The sequence below is a fragment of the Sphingomonas sp. 22R3R2A-7 genome (genome assembly GCF_036856055.1).
Lineage (GTDB): Bacteria > Pseudomonadota > Alphaproteobacteria > Sphingomonadales > Sphingomonadaceae > Sphingomonas.
The window spans coordinates 648,668-665,923 of record NZ_JASPFR010000001.1; the positions used below are offsets into that span (position 1 = coordinate 648,668).

17 protein-coding genes, 1 tRNA gene and 1 pseudogene are annotated in these 17,256 nt (G+C 67.5%); 10 read left to right on the plus strand and 9 right to left on the minus strand.

What is annotated here, in order from left to right; genetic code table 11:
- Positions 1-20: 20 nt before the first annotated feature.
- The 4 genes from QP165_RS02910 to QP165_RS02925 form a co-directional block, all read right to left on the minus strand.
- On the minus strand, positions 21-872 hold the full coding sequence (locus QP165_RS02910) for a phosphate/phosphite/phosphonate ABC transporter substrate-binding protein (RefSeq protein WP_333993684.1): 852 nt from the start codon (positions 870-872) through the stop codon (positions 21-23).
- Positions 799-1,722, minus strand: a complete 924-nt coding sequence (locus QP165_RS02915; protein ID WP_333993686.1) for a fatty acid desaturase — start codon at positions 1,720-1,722, stop codon at positions 799-801. Before QP165_RS02915 ends, QP165_RS02910 begins: the two co-directional genes overlap by 74 nt.
- Positions 1,723-1,978: 256 nt before the next feature.
- Positions 1,979-2,053, minus strand: a tRNA-Gln gene (locus QP165_RS02920).
- Between the two features lie 52 nt (positions 2,054-2,105).
- Positions 2,106-3,203, minus strand: a complete 1,098-nt coding sequence (locus QP165_RS02925) for a branched-chain amino acid aminotransferase (protein ID WP_056023594.1) — start codon at positions 3,201-3,203, stop codon at positions 2,106-2,108.
- 80 nt (positions 3,204-3,283) lie between these two features.
- Between QP165_RS02925 and QP165_RS02930 the strand changes: the two genes are divergently transcribed.
- The gene (locus tag QP165_RS02930; protein ID WP_333993687.1) at positions 3,284-3,790 is read left to right on the plus strand and encodes a MarR family transcriptional regulator; all 507 of its coding nucleotides are present in this window, start codon (positions 3,284-3,286) and stop codon (positions 3,788-3,790) included.
- Between the two features lie 42 nt (positions 3,791-3,832).
- Here QP165_RS02930 and QP165_RS02935 read toward each other — a convergent pair whose 3' ends face one another.
- From QP165_RS02935 to QP165_RS02955, 5 genes are all read right to left on the minus strand, one after another.
- Positions 3,833-4,639, minus strand: coding sequence for a pyrroline-5-carboxylate reductase family protein (locus QP165_RS02935; RefSeq protein ID WP_333993689.1), 807 nt, complete (start codon positions 4,637-4,639; stop codon positions 3,833-3,835).
- A 34-nt stretch (positions 4,640-4,673) separates the two neighbouring features.
- The gene (locus QP165_RS02940) at positions 4,674-5,180 is read right to left on the minus strand and encodes a YbjN domain-containing protein (protein WP_056023603.1); all 507 of its coding nucleotides are present in this window, start codon (positions 5,178-5,180) and stop codon (positions 4,674-4,676) included.
- Positions 5,181-5,277: 97 nt separating this feature from the next.
- Positions 5,278-5,532, minus strand: coding sequence for an accessory factor UbiK family protein (locus tag QP165_RS02945; protein WP_333993692.1), 255 nt, complete (start codon positions 5,530-5,532; stop codon positions 5,278-5,280).
- 37 nt (positions 5,533-5,569) lie between these two features.
- A complete protein-coding gene (locus QP165_RS02950; RefSeq protein ID WP_333993693.1) occupies positions 5,570-6,127 on the minus strand; it encodes a TspO/MBR family protein in 558 nt (185 codons plus the stop codon).
- Positions 6,128-6,243: 116 nt separating this feature from the next.
- Entirely contained in the window at positions 6,244-7,002 is a 759-nt protein-coding gene (locus QP165_RS02955; RefSeq protein ID WP_333993695.1) for a TlyA family RNA methyltransferase, read from the minus strand.
- A gap of 186 nt (positions 7,003-7,188) precedes the next feature.
- On the opposite strand from QP165_RS02955, the gene QP165_RS02960 reads away from it, so the two are divergent.
- The 9 genes and pseudogenes from QP165_RS02960 (at position 7,189) to QP165_RS03000 (ending at position 17,124) form a co-directional block, all read left to right on the plus strand.
- Positions 7,189-7,860 (plus strand): RBBP9/YdeN family alpha/beta hydrolase, encoded by a 672-nt coding sequence (locus QP165_RS02960; protein ID WP_333993697.1) that lies wholly within the window; start codon positions 7,189-7,191, stop codon positions 7,858-7,860.
- 118 nt (positions 7,861-7,978) lie between these two features.
- Positions 7,979-8,161 carry a hypothetical protein gene (locus QP165_RS02965; protein WP_056023613.1) on the plus strand — a complete coding sequence of 61 codons (183 nt, stop codon included), beginning with the start codon at positions 7,979-7,981 and terminating at the stop codon, positions 8,159-8,161.
- Positions 8,162-8,317: 156 nt separating this feature from the next.
- On the plus strand, positions 8,318-9,196 hold the full coding sequence (locus QP165_RS02970; RefSeq protein ID WP_333993698.1) for a TorF family putative porin: 879 nt from the start codon (positions 8,318-8,320) through the stop codon (positions 9,194-9,196).
- A gap of 106 nt (positions 9,197-9,302) precedes the next feature.
- On the plus strand, positions 9,303-9,392 hold the full coding sequence (kdpF, locus tag QP165_RS02975; protein WP_037531783.1) for a K(+)-transporting ATPase subunit F: 90 nt from the start codon (positions 9,303-9,305) through the stop codon (positions 9,390-9,392).
- Between the two features lie 13 nt (positions 9,393-9,405).
- Positions 9,406-11,109 carry a potassium-transporting ATPase subunit KdpA gene (gene kdpA, locus QP165_RS02980; protein WP_333993702.1) on the plus strand — a complete coding sequence of 568 codons (1,704 nt, stop codon included), beginning with the start codon at positions 9,406-9,408 and terminating at the stop codon, positions 11,107-11,109.
- A gap of 12 nt (positions 11,110-11,121) precedes the next feature.
- Positions 11,122-13,159: pseudogene (gene kdpB / locus QP165_RS02985) on the plus strand (potassium-transporting ATPase subunit KdpB).
- Positions 13,160-13,171: 12 nt separating this feature from the next.
- On the plus strand, positions 13,172-13,762 hold the full coding sequence (gene kdpC / locus QP165_RS02990; protein WP_333993703.1) for a potassium-transporting ATPase subunit KdpC: 591 nt from the start codon (positions 13,172-13,174) through the stop codon (positions 13,760-13,762).
- The gene (locus tag QP165_RS02995) at positions 13,762-16,437 is read left to right on the plus strand and encodes a sensor histidine kinase KdpD (RefSeq protein ID WP_333993704.1); all 2,676 of its coding nucleotides are present in this window, start codon (positions 13,762-13,764) and stop codon (positions 16,435-16,437) included. The genes kdpC and QP165_RS02995 overlap by 1 nt, the downstream gene beginning before the upstream one ends.
- Complete coding sequence (locus tag QP165_RS03000; protein WP_333993705.1) at positions 16,438-17,124, plus strand: response regulator transcription factor; 687 nt, start codon at positions 16,438-16,440, stop codon at positions 17,122-17,124. It begins immediately after the preceding gene.
- The last annotated feature ends 132 nt before the right edge of the window (positions 17,125-17,256 follow it).

The window sequence follows — 17,256 nt, forward strand, 5'->3', positions numbered from 1 at the left end:
CGACATATCCTCATGGTAATTCAGGCAAGCGCGGCATGGCCGGCACCGACCGCCGCGGTTTCCAACGCGACGATCGGTGCCAGCGCGTCGGCATCGGCGGGGACGACATCGGCGAGGAACAGCGTGGCGCGCACGTCGGCCAACGCAGGATCGGCGATCGCCCGGCCGAGCGCGGTGCGGAGCTTGCGGACCATGTCGTCGCTGGTCGTGGCGGCGGTCACGAACGGCAGCGTCGGCGAGTCCGGGCTGGACGCGATGATCCGCAATCGCGCCACGAGATTGGGCTCGAACCGCACGAGCGCCGCATAGGTCACCTCGTCGATCGCGGCGATGTCCACGCGCGCCGTCCCGACCGCGATCACGCTCTCGCGGTGCGAGCCGGTCCGGACGATCGTATCGAAGAACGGCGTCGGTAAAGCAGCGCGGGCGATCGTCGCGCGCAACAGGTTCATGCCGGTGTTCGAACGCGCGTCGTTGACCGCCGCGCGGCTCCGGTGGAACGCGGCAAGCGATCCGCGCGGGTCGTCGCTTCGGCAGACGATCACGCTGCGATGCGTCGGCCCGTCTCGGCCAGCCACCGCGTAGACCGGCAGCGCGAGGACGCGGAGGTAGAGAGACGGCTCGCTGACCAGCGGATAGCCGCACGCCTGCCCGAACAGCAGCCCGGGATCCCGCCACAGCGCGTGGACGTCGCGCGTCCGGTCGAGCGTGTCCGGTACCCCGTCGACCCCGTCCTCCCGGAGTGCGCGCGCGATCCCCGCCCACAGCAGGTCGTTCGCCCGCTGCTGCGCGGGATGGTCATACATGCCGAGCGACGCGACCGCGCGGATCACGAACCCGCCCCCGGTGGCGCGGATGGACCATGTCGTCATGCGCGGTGAAGGCAAAGCGGCGGACGATCTCGCCATAGCCGCGATAGACCAGCATCCCCTCGCCGATCAGTCGCGCGCGGTTGTCGCGGTGATAGGCGGGCAGGTCATACCAGGCGAGCATCGGCCGCTCATGGTGCGCCGCGTGCAGATTGTTGTTGAAGAACAGCACGCCAAATATGCCGCCGCGCTCGACGCTGGCCGCACGCCCCGGGCTGGCGAGGTCGGCGCGATGCTCCGCATAGGACCGCAGCATCGTCACCGCCATGCCGGGATAGACGACGGTCAGCGCATACGACAGGAGCCCGAAGCCGACATGGTCGAGCCACCAGAGCACCGGCACGACCGTCACGAGATGCACGACCCAGTCGCGACAGAACCGCGTCGGCTCGCTCGTTGCGCGACGGATCTCCGCGACCAGGAAGCGCGCGACCGCGATCGGTGGTCCGAAGACCATCTGGCCGAGCAGGGTCGCCTGAAGCCGTCCGAGCATCTCGGCGAAGCCGCCGCCGCCTGCACGATACCGCGATTCCGGATCATGCTGCGGATCGGTGATGACGTGCGCCGCATGATGCGCGCGGTGGCTTCGACGATACAGGGAATAGGGCAGCCACAGCGACAGCGGAACGGCCCCGATCGCATCGTTGACGACGGCATGGCGCGTCGGGTGACCATGGATCGTCTCGTGCTGGAGCGATCCGTGCCAGGCGAGCAAGGCACCGCCTGCCGTCATCATCACCGGCCACGGGATCGCCGCATGCCACGCGGTGACGGCGAGCCACCCGCCGTAAATCACCGCCGCCACGATGACCGTGGGCCAGTCGATCGTCGTCAATATCGTTGGTCGCCGCATCCTCACCTCCGCTCGGATACGTAATATCTATCGACTTGGTATGGATTGGCAGCCTGTTCGAGTTTGCCATGGGCAAAATTTAGTTGCCCGGTGCGGCATTGGCGATCTCGATGAAAACGCGATGGGCGGCAGCGGCCAACCAGAGCCGCGCGCGCTCGCGACCTGGTGCGATCCTGCGGACCGTCGGCTCAGCAGGCCGCGCGGCGGATCTGTAAACCCGGGTCCAGAGGGGTTCGATTGGCGCAATTCAGGATCTTGGCTGGGGCGGCAGGGTTCGAACCTGCGCATGGCGGCATCAAAAGCCGCTGCCTTACCACTTGGCGACGCCCCAACAGAGGCGGCCTTATAGCGGCGTACCTCGACGTGAAAAGCCCTATCGCATCTTAATCGAGCCGATGCAGCCATCCGTTCGCGTCCGGCGCGAGCCCGCGCTGGATCGAGACGAGCGATTCACGGATCCGCAGCGTCATCGGGCCCGGCTCACCGCCGCCGATCGTGAAGCGGCCCTCGGGGGCGGCGACGGTGCCGATCGGCGTGACGACCGCAGCGGTGCCGCAGGCGAACGTCTCGACGAGCCGTCCGCTGGCCGCGTCGGCGCGCCACTGGTCGATCGAATAGGGCTCCTCGCGCACGGTGATACCCTGCGCACGCGCCAGCGTGAGGATCGAATCGCGCGTAATCCCGGGCAGGATCGTGCCGGTCAGTGCCGGGGTCGACAGGCTGCCGTCGTCGAACACGAAGAAGACGTTCATGCCGCCCAGTTCCTCGACCCAGCGGCGTTCGGCGGCGTCGAGGAAGACGACCTGATCGCATCCCTGGCTGATCGCCTCCTTCTGCGCGAGCAGGCTGGCGGCATAGTTGCCGCCGCACTTGGCCGCACCCGTACCACCCTGCGCGGCGCGCGTGTAGTTCTGGCTGACCCAGATCGACACCGCCCGCGCGCCGCCCTTGAAATAGGCGCCGACCGACGAGGCCAGCACCATGTAGAGATATTCCGCGCTCGGTTTCACGCCGAGGAACACCTCGCTCGCGAACATGAATGGGCGCAGGTACAGCGCGCCGCCGTCGCTGTCGGGGATCCAGTCCTGATCGACCTTCACGAGTCGCTCGACCGATTCGAGGAACAGCGCCTCGGGCAGTTCGGGCATCGCCAGCCGGCGCGCCGAGTCCTGGAAGCGGCGGGCATTGGCCTCGGGACGGAACAGCGCGGTCCCGCCGTCCGCGAGCCGGTACGCCTTCATCCCCTCGAAAATCTCCTGCGCATAATGCAGCACGGAGGACGCCGGATCCATCATGATCGGCGCGCGAGTCGTGATCTTCGCGTCATGCCAGCCCTCGGCATCACTGAAGCGGATCACCGCCATATGATCGGTGAAGACGCGCCCGAAGCCGGGATCGATCAGTCGCTGTGCCCGCTCGTTCGCCGCGACCGGATTGCCACAGCGTTCAAAAGCGAAGGTCGCGCCCGGTTCCGGCGACATCGAGGACGACGAAGTGGTCGGCGACAATGGGGAATGCATCGAATTTCTCTCTTTCCACGGCTTGCCGTCGCCTAGGACCGATGACTAGAACGGTCAACATGCCTGCCTCAGCGTCCCAAGCATCACCCCTGTTTCTCCGCGAACCCGAATTGCGGCGCGGCATGGAGCTCTTGTATTTCGGCCAGAGCCATCTGGTACGATCGATCGATGCGGGGCTTGCCGAGCAAGGCCTGGGGCGTGCGCATCACCGCGCGCTGTATTTCATCGCGCGCAAGCCGGACATGACCGTCAGCGAGCTCCTGTCGCTGCTGGCGATCACCAAGCAGTCGCTTGGCCGGGTGCTCAACGAACTGACCGACCGCGACTTCATCGAGGTACGCCCCGGCGAGCGCGACCGCCGCCAGCGCCTGCTGCGGCTGACGCCGGTCGGCACAAAGATGGAGAGCGACCTGTTCGAAGCGGCGCGGCAGAAGATGTCGGCGGCGTACAACCATGCCGGGCATGGTGCCGTTGCCGGTTATTGGGCGGTGCTTGAGGGACTGATCCCCGAAAACGAGCGCGAGCAGGTGATCAAGCTGCGCGGCTGATCGCGGCACGGCGACCGGCGGCAATTTGCAGGAACGTCGCCGCTAGCCGGCGGTGCGCGCAGCCTCTGCCATCTCGGCGTTGCGCCGCGCGGACGCCGCGAGCGTCCGCGACAGGAGATCCACCAGCGCATCGCCGTCGTCGAGGATGTTCAGCCCCTCGCGCGTCGACCCGCCCGGACTGGCGACGCGGTCGGCGAGTATCGCGGGCGACACGTCCGCCGCACCGGCCATCCGCCCTGCCCCGTCGAGCGTGGCGATCGCCAGCCGCGCCGCCTGATCGGCAGGCAGGCCCAGCGCCTCTCCCGCCTTGGCCAGCGCATCGGCGAAACGGAACACGAACCCCGGCCCACATCCCGCCAGCGCGGTCACCGCGTCGAACTGCGCCTCGTCGGCGATCCACTCGACCAGTCCGAGCGGCTGCATCATGGCCTCGGCCGCCTGCCGCGCCGCGTCGTCGCCGTCGGCACCGTGCAGCGCAACCACACCATGCCCTATCGCGACCGGCAGGTTCGGCATCGCCCGCACCACTGCCTGCGCCTGCGACAGCGTGCCGAGTGCGGCGAGATCCACGCCTGCGAGGATCGAGATCAACAACCGCGGCGCGTAGGCGGCAAGCGGCGTGCTCTGCAGCGCGCCAAGCTGTTGCGGCTTCAGCGCGAGCATGACGATGTCGAAAGCGGCGTCGGCGGCTGCCGGCAGCGCTGCGACGACGCTGACACCCGCGGGCATCGCGCGCAGGCTCGGGCTGACGACGGTGACGCCGCGCGGGTCGAGCCTGTTGGCAAGCCAGCGGTCGAGCATCGCGCGGCCCATGTTGCCGCAGCCGATCAGCAGGACACGACCCGTCATGAGCCGCCGCCCCTGCATCCGTGCGAGCCGCCGGTCACGCTTCGCCCTGCGTCTCGATCAGTGCCGCGGCCAGTGCGTCCTGCGGCGTCTTGCCGCCCCACAGGACGAACTGGAACACCGGATAGAAACGCTCGCACTCCTCGATCGCCGATTCGACGAGCAGTTCGGCGGCCGACAACGACATCGTGCCGTCCTCGCCGCCGTCGACCATCGCTGCATGCCGGAACAACAGGATGCCGCTGGTCGACCACAATTCAAAATGCCCGATCCAGAGCTGCTCGTTGGCGAGGCCGATCGTCTCGTAGACCGCCTGTCGCCGCTCGTCGGGCACCTTGATGTCGGGAAACGCGAGGAACTGCAGGACGCTGTCGTCCTCGCGCCACAACGCGCGCAACTCATAGGTCGCCCAGCTGCCCTTGACGGTCGCGACAATCTCGTCGTCGTGACGCTCATGCTCCCAGCCATGCGCGGCGTAATACGCCTCGAGCATGTCGATGGGAGCGGCGTCCTCCTGGTCGTGGTCGGCGTGATCGAGCATCATATAGTCCTGGCACTCCCTATCGCACGACAAAGGGTGCCGAGGCAAAAATGCCCCGACAACCCCGATCGTCCCGAAAGCCCAGAAACCTGTGGAAAAGTCAGATATCGGCCCTTGTGTTGGCTTCGAGCGCATCGAGACGGGCCTTGAGCACGTCGTTTTCGTCGCGCGCAGCAGCGGCCATCGCCTTGACCGCATCGAATTCATCACGGCTCACGAAGTCGAGTCCGCCCAGCCACTCGCGCGCGCGCTCGCGAACGCCCGACTGTGCCTCGCGACCAACACCCGCAAACGTCCCTGCCGCCCCGTTGAGCACCTTGACGAAATCGTCGAACATCCGGTTTTCGGACTGCATTGTCTTTATCCTGCTAGTATCTTGCGGGTCGCATCTCTCACAACATCTGGGAGGTATGCGAGGGCGCCGCAAGGGTTTCGGCGTCGGGGTTGAGCGCGCCTATACCGTAAGCAAGCATTCCGGCAAAGCTGATCCACACCATATACGGTACCATCAGCCACGCCGCGGCCTTTCTGATCCGCGCGAACACGATGGTCGCGGCGATCGACAATGCCAGCATCGCGACGATGATCATGACCGACAGCCCGATCTTGTGCAGGCCGAAGAAGACCGGGGTCCATGCGAGATTGAGCGCGAACTGCGCGACGAACAGCGCGATCGCCGTTCCCCGCATTGCGGCTCCGCGTGCGTTGAGGATCATCGCCAGCGCAAGCCCGATCAGGATGTAGAGCGTCGTCCAGGCGACGGGAAACGCCCATCCCGGTGGCGTCAGCGCGGGCTTCGCGAGCGCCTGATACCACGCACTCTCGCTCCCGACCGGCACCGATCGACCCGACAGGAACCCGAGAAGCACGATCAGCGGAACGGTCACCACCGCCCAGCGCAGGAACGACATCCGCAACTGACCCTTTGACGCGATACCGCCCACAAACATCCTTTCGCCCTTGATTGGCACCGTCCTGCCGCGCGAAAGCGACGCCGTAAACCAAAAGCATTCGCCGTCGCTGCGATAACTGGTTCATTCTATGACGATGTGCGGCAATCGGGCGGTTATACTTCCTCCGCCGTGCCGACTGTTCCGGTCCGTGAGGCAACGAGAAACTCGATATTGCCTTCGGGTCCGGTGATCGGGCTCTCGACCACGCCGTCGACCTGCCAGCGCTGCTGCTCGAGCCAGGCGACGACCGTGTCGCAGACGCGGGCATGGATCGCCGGATCGCGCACCACCCCGCCCTTGCCGACCTCGTCGCGCCCCGCCTCGAACTGCGGCTTGATCAGCGCCATCAGCCGCGCGCCCGGCCGGGCGAACTGCATCGGCCGCTCGAGCACCTTGGCAAGCCCGATGAAGCTCGCATCGCAGACGATCAGGTCGACCGGCTCGGGGATATGCGCCGCGGTCAGGATCCGTGCGCTGGTCTGCTCATGGACGACGACGCGTTCGTCCTGCCGCAATTTCCACGCGAGCTGATTGGTCCCGCTGTCGACCGCGTAGACGCGCGTCGCACCCTGGGTCAGCAAGACGTCGGTGAACCCCCCGGTCGACGATCCGACGTCGATCGCCACCGCGCCGCGGACGTCCCAGCCGAATTGCGCCAGACCATGCGCAAGCTTGACGCCGCCGCGCGAAACCCAGGGGTGATCGCGACCGCGAACGTCGAGCGCGACATCCTCGGCGAGCGTCTGACCGGGCTTTTCGATCTTGCGCGTGCCCGCGAACACCAGCCCCGCCATGATCAGCGCCTGCGCGCGCGTCCGCGACTCGACCAGCCCCCTGTCGACCAGCATCTGGTCTGCGCGTATCTTCGCCATGGCGCCGCTATCGCGCCCAGATCCGATCACCGCAAGCTGCCTTCCTTTTGCCGCAATATCTATTGCCCACCGAACCGGTGGGATTATGTTCGCTGCAGGGATCGTGATCGGATGGCGTGCCCTAGAGCGTCCTGCGGTCATGATCCCGCCCCCGCGAAAACGGGGTCCTGGAAAAGGAGACGCGCCGTGGGTTCGTTTGCACCATATGATAGCGTTCAGCCGACCATTCTGACCGTCCCCGGGCTTGGCGGCTCGGGCCCCTCGCACTGGCAGACGCTGTGGGAGGATGCCCGCCCCGACACCGTCCGTGTCGAGCTCGGCATGTGGAATACGCCCCACCGCAACGCCTGGGTGACGCGGCTCGACGAGGCGATCCGGCGGGCCCAGGCCCCCGTCATCCTCGCCGCGTACAGCCTGGGATGCCTGGCGGTGGCGTGGTGGGCCGAACTTAGTCCGCAACCCTATGGCTGGCCCGTCGCGGGCGCATTGCTCGTCGCGCCCGCCGATGTCGATCGCAACGGCGCACAGGCCGAACTCAAGGGCTTCGCACCCACGCCGCGCACGCCGCTGCCGTTTCCGTCGATCGTCGTCGCGAGCAGCGATGATCCCTGGGTCACGCCGGCGCGTGCGCACAGCATGGCGGCGGACTGGGGCAGCCATTTCGTCGATGCCGGTCCGCAGGGCCATCTGAACGCCGCAAGCGGTGTCGGCTGGTGGCGCGAAGGTCAGGACCTCCTCAACCGCGTCATTGCCGCCAGCGGCGACGGGCGCGGCCAGGCCCTCCCGCCTGCGACTGCACGCTCGATCCTCGCGATCAGCGCGACCGATGCCGCGCAGTCGCATTATTTGGGAGGCTGAAGCGAGACCGTGAACGCGGATCACCCCTGACCCCTAACCCGGAGATTATTGAATCGATTGGCTTATGCGCGCCCGATAACGCTTGTATGACCGTCGCTGTAAAACGGAGACAAGCGATATGGACGTCAATGCCCAGGGCGAAGATACGAAGTCGGAACGGGCGGAGATCCATTTCCTCGCCGCATTGGTCGATGAACTCATGCGAAAGATGATGGCGGCAGGGATCATGTCGCAGGCCGACCTCAACGACATCGAAAACGCCGTGGCGGCACGCACCGGCAGCAACCCCAGGGCCTGGTAGGACGACCCAAGCGCCGGACGGCGTAAAAAAGCGCCGTCTATATGCGCGCTATATGCCTTTTCCCGGAATCGATCTCGAATTGCTACGACGGATGCGCCTAATCGCCCATCCCTGAAGGCATCGTCACGTGACGAGCGCCGTTCAAGGGGTGCAAGAATGAAGTTCCGTCATGCGACTGCGGTCGTCGCGATCCTGGCTTTCCCCGTCATCGCGCAGGCGCAGTCGAGCCCGACCGACCCGGGCGCGGCCACCGGCGATACCGCGCCGCCGCCGGCGCTGACGATCAGCGGGTCGGCGGCGATCGCGTCCGACTACCGGTTCCGCGGCGTGTCGCAGTCCGACCGGGAAATGGCCGTCCAGGGCGGCATCACGGTGTCGCACGAGAGCGGCCTGTACGCGGGCGTCTGGGGATCGAACCTTGCCGGGTGGGGCACGTTCGGCGGCGCCAACATGGAGCTCGACCTGATCGGCGGCTACAAGGCGAAGCTTGCCGACAACGCCACGCTCGACGTGGGGCTTACCTGGTACATGTATCCGGGCGGTGCCGATAAAACCGACTTCGCCGAGCCCTATGTGAAGCTGACGGGCACGACCGGTCCGGGGACGCTGACCGCGGGCGCGGCCTATGCCCCCAAGCAGCAGGCGATCGGCAAATGGTATGCGACCGGCGCCGATGCCGCGGCGGGCGTCTACACGAGCCCGGGCGACAAGGACGACAATCTGTACCTGTGGGGCGACGGCGCGCTGGCGCTGGCCGGCACGCCGATCACCGCCAAGGCGCATGTCGGGCATAGCTGGGGGCAGGACGGGCTGGGGCCGAACGCGACCGCGGTGTCGCCGACCGGCGCATACTGGGATTGGTCGCTCGGCGCGGATGCGACCTACCGGAACCTGACCTTCAACGTCAGCTACATCGACACCGACATTTCGGCCGCCGAGGCGACCTATCTGCGCCCCAGTTTCAGCAAGGGACAGGACGGCATCGGCAACATCGACGGCGGCACGATCGTCGCGTCGCTGACCGCGGCCTTTTGAGGAGAGAGGGTGATGGACGACCTGCTCTGGATTCTCGTCATGGTCGGGATGGTGGCGGCGACGCTCGCTTATGCCCGGCTCTGCGACAACGCATGAGGACGCACGCATGACGCTCGATCTCTGGCTCGCGGCGCTCACCGCGCTTGGCCTTCTCGTCTACCTGGTGGCGGTCCTGATCCGCCCCGAACGCTTCTGAAGGAGGCGGACCAATGACATTCCAGGGCTGGTTCCTGATCCTAGGCTTCGTCGCCATCCTGCTCGCGCTGACCAAGCCGGTCGGCGTGTGGCTTTTCACGCTGTACGAAGGGCGGCGTACCCCGCTCCACATCGTGCTCGGCCCGGTTGAGCGCGGCTTCTACAAGCTCGCCGGGATCGACCCCGATTCCGAGCAGGGCTGGCGGCGCTATGCGCTGCACATGCTGCTGTTCAACGTCGCGTTGATGGCGTTCACCTATGCCGTGCTGCGCTTGCAGGGCGTGCTGCCGGGCAACCCGCAGGGGCTGGCCGGGCTCAGCCCGAATCTCGCGTTCAACACCGCGATCAGCTTCACCACCAACACCAACTGGCAGAGCTATGGCGGGGAATCGACGATGTCGAACCTCAGCCAGATGCTGGGGCTGACGATCCACAATTTCCTGTCCGCGGCCACCGGGATCGCGCTGGCGTTCGCGCTGTTCCGCGGTTTCGCGCGGCGCAGATCCAAGGCGATCGGCAATTTCTGGGCGGATATGACGCGCGTCACGCTCTATATCCTGCTGCCGATCTCGATCGTCTACGCGCTGTTCCTGATCGCCAGCGGCGTGCCGCAGACGATGGCGGGCGTGGTCGATGTGCAGACGCTGGAGGGCGCGAAACAGTCGCTGCTGCTCGGCCCGGTTGCGTCGCAGGAAGCGATCAAGATGCTCGGCACCAACGGTGGCGGCTTCTTCAACGCGAACTCCGCGCATCCGTTCGAGAACCCGACCGCGCTGACCAACCTCGTCCAGATGCTGTCGATCTTCCTGATCGGCTTCGGGCTGACCTGGACGTTCGGCAAGGCGGTGGGCAACACCAAGCAGGGCTGGGCGATCCTCTCGGCGATGGTGATCCTGTTCCTCGCCGGCGTCACCGTCACCTATTGGCAGGAAGCCGCGGGCAACCCGGTGCTCCAGCATCTCGGCGTCACGGGCGGCAACATGGAGGGCAAGGAGGTCCGCTTCGGGATCGCCGCGTCCGCCTTGTTCTCGGTCGTCACCACCGCGGCGTCGTGCGGCGCGGTCAACAGCATGCATGACAGCTTCACCGCGCTCGGCGGGCTGGTTCCTTTGTTCAACATGCAGCTGGGCGAGGTCGTCATCGGCGGCGTCGGCGCAGGGATCTACGGCTTCCTGCTGTTCGCGATCCTCGCGGTGTTCGTCGCGGGGCTGATGGTCGGGCGTACGCCCGAATATGTCGGCAAGAAGATCGAAAGCCGCGAGGTGAAGCTCGCGGTGCTGGCGATCGCGGTGTTGCCGTTGATGATCCTCGGGCTGACCGCGCTGTCGTCGGTGCTGCAACAGGGGCTGGCAGGGCCGCTCAACAAGGGGCCGCATGGCTTCTCGGAGATCCTCTACGCCTTCACCAGCGCGGTCGCCAACAACGGCTCCGCCTTTGCTGGGCTCACCGCCAACACGCCGTATTACAACGGGCTGCTGGGCGTCGCGATGTGGGTGGGCCGGTTCTTCATCATCGTGCCGATGCTCGCCATCGCCGGGAGCCTCGCCGCGAAGAAGTACACGCCCGAAAGCGCGGGCTCGTTCCCGACGACGGGCGGGCTGTGGGTGGGGCTGCTGGTCGGCATCATCCTGATCCTGGGTGGTCTCACCTTCCTGCCGGGCCTCGCGCTCGGTCCCATCGCCGATCATCTTGCGATGATCAGCGGCAAACTGTCCTGATCGGGGGCCACCATGGCAAAGACCCAGACAAAAAGCCTGTTCACCGCCGACCTCGTCGTGCCTGCGATCAAGGCCTCGTTCCTCAAGCTCAATCCCAAGGAACTGATCCGCAACCCGGTGATGTTCGTCACCGGCGTGGTCGCGGCGCTGATGACCGTGCTGCTCGTGGTCGGGCAGGACAATCTGTCGCTCGGCTTCAAGCTCCAGCTCGCCATCTGGCTGTGGCTGACCGTGTTGTTCGGCACGTTTGCCGAGGCGCTCGCCGAAGGGCGCGGCAAGGCGCAGGCCGCGTCGTTGCGCGCGACCAAGGCGGAACTGACCGCCAAGCGGCTGAAGGGCGACGGCCGGGACTTCGACGCGGTCCCCGCCAGCCAGCTCAAGGTCGGCGACATCGTGCTGGTCGAGACCAACGACCTGATCCCGTCCGACGGTGACGTCGTTTCGGGGGTCGCCTCGGTCAACGAGGCGGCGATCACCGGCGAGAGCGCGCCGGTGATCCGCGAGGCGGGCGGCGACCGCTCGGCGGTGACCGCGGGCACGCGCGTCATCTCGGACGAGATCCGCGTCAAGGTGACGGTCGAGCCCGGCAAGGGTTTCCTCGACCGGATGATCGCGCTGGTCGAAGGCGCCGAGCGCCAGAAGACGCCGAACGAGATCGCGCTGACGCTGCTGCTCGTCGGGCTGACGATCATCTTCCTGATCGCGGTCGGCACGATCCCGGGCTTCGCCTCCTACGCCCACGGGTCGATCCCGGTGGCGATCCTCGCCGCGTTGCTCATCACGCTGATCCCGACGACGATCGCTGCGCTGCTCTCGGCGATCGGGATTGCGGGCATGGACCGGCTGGTGCGCTTCAACGTGCTCGCCAAATCGGGTCGTGCGGTCGAGGCGGCGGGGGACATCGACGTGCTGCTGCTCGACAAGACCGGCACGATCACGATCGGCGACCGGCAGGCGAGCGAGTTCCGTGCGGTCTCCGGCACCAGTCCGCAGCGCCTTGCCAAGGCCGCCTTGCTCGCGAGCCTCGCCGATGAAACGCCCGAAGGCCGCTCGATCGTGGTGCTCGCGCGCAAGGCGTTCGACGTCACGACCGACACGCTTCCCGCTGGGGCCGAGATCATCCCGTTCACCGCGCAAACCCGCATCTCGGGCGTGCAGATCGGCGACACGCTGATCCAGAAGGGGGCGGTCGATCTCGATCCTGCGCGCCAATGCCGGATCGGGCGAAACCGCAGCCGCAACCGAACTCCGCCGGATCACCGACGAGATCGCCCGCGCGGGCGGGACTCCGCTGGCGGTCGCGCAGGACGGGCGTCTGCTCGGCGCGATCTTCCTCAAGGATGTGGTCAAGGCCGGCATCCGCGAACGGTTCGGCGAGCTGCGCGCGATGGGGATCCGCACGGTGATGATCACCGGCGACAACCCGCTGACCGCCGCGGCGATCGCGGCCGAGGCCGGGGTGGACGATTTTCTCGCCCAGGCGACGCCCGAGGACAAGCTCGAGCTGATCCGCAAGGAACAGACCGGCGGCCGGCTCGTCGCGATGTGCGGCGACGGCACCAACGACGCGCCTGCGCTCGCGCAAGCCGACGTCGGCGTCGCGATGAACACCGGGACACAGGCTGCGCGCGAGGCGGGCAACATGGTCGATCTCGACAGCGATCCGACCAAGCTGATCGAGGTCGTCGGCCTCGGCAAGCAGTTGCTGATGACGCGCGGGGCGCTGACGACCTTCTCGGTCGCCAATGACGTCGCGAAATATTTCGCGATCATCCCGGCGATGTTCGTCGTGCTCTATCCGGGGCTCGGCGTGCTCAACGTGATGCGGCTGGGAAGCCCCGAAAGCGCGATCCTGTCGGCGATCATCTTCAACGCGGTCATCATCCCCTGCCTCGTCCCGCTCGCGCTGCGCGGCGTCGCCTACAAGCCGATGGCAGCCGGACCGCTGCTCGCGCGCAACCTCGCGGTGTACGGCCTGGGTGGCCTGATCGCACCGTTCATCGGCATCAAGCTCATCGACCTTGTGGTCGGTGGCCTCGGTCTCGCGTAAGGATCAACTGACATGGGCAAGGATTTCTCTTCCGCACTGCGGCCGGCGATCGTCATGACGATCCTGTTCGCGGTCCTTCTCGGGCTCGTTTACCCGCTCGCCATGACCGGTATCGGCCAGGCGATCTTCCCGAGCCAGGCGAACGGCAGCCTGGTGCGCGACGCCCGCGGCACCGTGATCGGCTCGACCGTGGTGGGACAGGCGTTCACGACCGACCGCTATTTCCAGACCCGGCCATCGGCGGCGGGCAAGGGCTATGACGGGCTCGCGTCGTCGGGGTCGAACCTCGGCCCGGCGAGCCAGGCGCTCGTCGATCGCGTGAAACCCGACATCGCCAAACGGCGCGCCGAGGGCGTGTCGGGTCCGATGCCCGCGGATCTGGTCACCGCCAGCGGGTCGGGGCTCGACCCCGATCTGTCGCCCGCCGCCGCGCTGGCGCAGGCACCCCGCATCGCGCGCGTGCGCAGCGTGCCGGTCGAGCGGGTTCGCACTTTGGTCACCGATGCGACGGATGCATCGATGCTCGGTGAGCCGCGCGTCAACGTCCTCGCGCTCAACCGTGCGCTCGACGCTCTGCAAGCCTCCGGCGCGCCCGCGCGCTGATGCCGGGCTCGGGCGACGGCAGACCTGACCCCGACGCCCTCCTGCGCGCTGCCGCGCAGGAGGGTCGCGGGCGTCTCAAGGTCTTCCTCGGTGCCGCGCCCGGAGTCGGCAAGACCTTCGAGATGCTGTCCGAAGGCGCGGCGCGCCGACGCGACGGAGCCGATGTCGTCGTCGGCGTCGTCGAAACGCATGGGCGCGCGGAAACCGAGGCGCTCACCCGCGGGCACGAGATCATGCCGCGCCGTCCGATCCCCTATGAAGGGCGGACGCTGTACGAGATGGATCTGGACGCGATCCTTGCGCGCGCGCCGGGCCTCGTCCTGGTCGACGAACTCGCGCACACCAATGCAGCGGGCAGTCGTCATCCCAAACGCTATCAGGACGTCGAGGAGCTGCTCGCCGCGGGGATCGACGTCTATTCGACTCTCAACATCCAGCACGTCGAGAGCCTCAACGACGTGGTCGCCAGCTTCACCCGAGTCCGTGTCCGTGAGACGGTGCCCGACGGCGTGCTGGAAATGGCCGAGATCGAGGTCGTCGATATCCCGCCCGACGAGCTGATCGATCGGCTGAAGGCGGGCAAGGTGTATCTGCCGCAGGAAGCGACGCGCGCGCTGTCGCACTTCTTCTCCAAATCCAACCTGTCGGCGTTGCGCGAACTCGCGCTGCGGCGCGCGGCGCAGGCGGTCGACGCGCGGATGCTCGACGACGTCCGCGCGCTCGGGCTCGGCGGCACCTGGGCGGGCGGCGACCGGATCGTCGTCGCGATCAACGAACTGCCCGGTGCCGACACGCTGGTGCGCGCGGGCAAGCGCGTTGCGGACGGCCTGCGGGGCCCGTGGACCGCGGTATTCATCGAAACCCCGCGCGCGGCCCATTTCACGGACCTTCAGCATCAGCGCGTCGCCGCCGCGATGACGCTGGCGACGCAGCTCGGCGCGGCGGTCGCCACCGTCCCCGCGACCGATGTCGTTTCGGGCCTCCAGAGCTTCCTGATCGACGCGCGCGCGACGCAGCTGGTCATGGGCAAGTCGCGACGGTCGCGCTGGTTCGAATGGCTCCACGGCTCGGTCGTCGACCGCGTGATCCGCGATACGCCGGGCGTGACGGTCCATGTCCTGCCGATGGTCGCCGAAGGGGGAGCACGCGAACGCGGCCGCCGCCGCCCGGCGCGCTGGGGCACGCCCGGTGGCTATGCGGTGACCACCGCGATGATCGCGGGGATCACCGGAATCGCCAGCGCGCTGCTCCACATCCTCGATCTCGGCAATGTCGCTCTGCTGTATCTGCTGCCGGTGATGGCGGCAGCGAGCCTCTATGGCCTGCGCACCGGCCTGTACGCGGGGATCGCCTCCAGCCTTGCCTACAACTTCTTCTTCCTGCCGCCGGTCGGCACGCTGAGCATCAGCAACCCCGAGAACCTCGTCTCGGTCGTCGTCCTGCTCGGCATCGCGATCGCGACGAGCCAGCTGACCTCGCGCGTCCGCGCGCAGGCCGATCTCGCCGCGGCGAGCGCGCGGACCAATGCGACGCTCGCCGGTTTCCTGCGCCAGATCACCAGCGTCAACGACATCGACGTCGCCGCGCAGATGATCTGCGACGACGTCGGCGGGTTGCTCGACGTGCAGGTGATCCTGCTCGTCGCCGGGACGGGCACCAACCTCGAGATCCTCGCGGCGAGCGATCCCGCCTACCATCTCGACACGATGGACACCGCCGCCGCGACCTGGGCGCTCGACACCGGCATGGCGGCGGGAAAGGGCTCGGGCACGCTCGCGGCGTCGGAATGGCTGTTCCAGCCGCTCAAGGCCGGTGGCCGCGTGCTCGGCGTGCTCGGCGTGGCGAAGGACACGACCGCCGACCCGGTCCGCGCCGACCAGCTGCCGCTGCTCAGCAGCCTGCTCGACCAGTCCGCCTTGGTGCTCGAACGGTTACGGCTCGAAGTCGAGATGCGCGATGTCGAGACCGTGCGGACGCGCGACCGGTTGCGCGCGGCGCTGCTGTCGTCGGTCAGCCACGACCTGCGCACCCCGCTCACCGCGGTCATCGCCGCGGCGGACCAGCTTGAGCATGGCGCGACGCCAGAGCTGATAGGGACGATCAAGGCCGAGGCCGCCCGGCTCAACCGCTTCGTCGCCAATCTGCTCGACATGGCGCGCGTCGAGGCGGGTGCGCTCAAGCTCAACGTCGAGCCGACCGACCTCAGCGATGCGGTGACCGGCGCGGCGCACGATGCGCGGCGCGCGCTGGAGGGCCATGCGGTCCGGCTCGACGTCCCGCCCGACCTGCCGCTAGTCTATACCGATCCGCAGCTGCTCCACCATTGCCTGCTCAACCTGCTCGACAATGCCGGGCGCTACGGCGACCCCGGCACCGAGATCGTGATCGAAGGGCGGCACCGCTTCGGCGAGCTTCGCCTCGCAGTGAAGGATCACGGCCCCGGCCTGCCGCCGGGCAAGGAAACCGAAGTGTTCGAGACGTTCCGCCGCCTCGAGGGGTCCGATCGCGCGATCGGGGGGACGGGGCTCGGCCTTGCGATCGTCAAGGCGTTCGCCGAGGCGATGGACATGACGGTCGAGGCCGGGAACCGCGACGACGGTCCGGGCGCTGCCTTCACGCTGATCTTCCCGCCAGCGCTCATCGTCCGCGATCTCAAACCCGAAAGCATCGCCTGAATGCCTGCAAAGATCCTCGTGGTGGACGACGAAGCCGCCATCCGCCGCCTGCTCCGCAACACGCTGACCCGCGCGGGCTATGCCGTGGTCGAGGCGGAGGACGGGCGCCAGGCGCTGCACCAGGCGGCGGTCGAGCATCCGAGCGCGGTGCTGCTCGACCTCGGGCTGCCCGACCGCGACGGGTTGAGCCTGATCCCGCTGCTGCGGACCCACGGCGATGCGGTGATCCTGGTCGTCTCGGCGCGCGATGCGGTCGACGAGAAGGTCACGGCGCTCGATCTGGGGGCGGACGATTTCATCACCAAGCCGTTCGACAGCGAGGAACTGCTCGCCCGGCTGCGCGTGGCGCTGCGGCATCGTGGGCCTTCCGAAACCACGCCCAAGATCGTGCGCACCGGCGACGTCAGCATCGATCTCGATCGCCGGGTCGTCTTCCGTGGCGACGACGAACTCCATCTCACCCGCAAGGAGCACGACGTGCTGGCGGTGCTGGCGCGGCATATCGGCCGCGTCGTGACGCACCAGCGCGTGCTCGCGGCGGCGTGGGGCGGCGACGAGGATCCGCGCGTCGAATATCTCCGCATCGTCATCCGCAACCTGCGGCAGAAACTGGAACATCCCGGACCCGTCGGCAGCGTGATCGCCAATGAGCTGGGGGTCGGCTACCGGCTGCGCGCGGACGCCTGACAAACGGGCGGGGCATCCTATCACGTCGCCCCGCCCGGCGGCGCGCTTGCGTGCTGCAACCCCGTTCGCTCCGCCGATCTCGACCACGCGCGGACAATACAGTGCCTTCGCCGCCAGGGGCAAAGCCTGTCA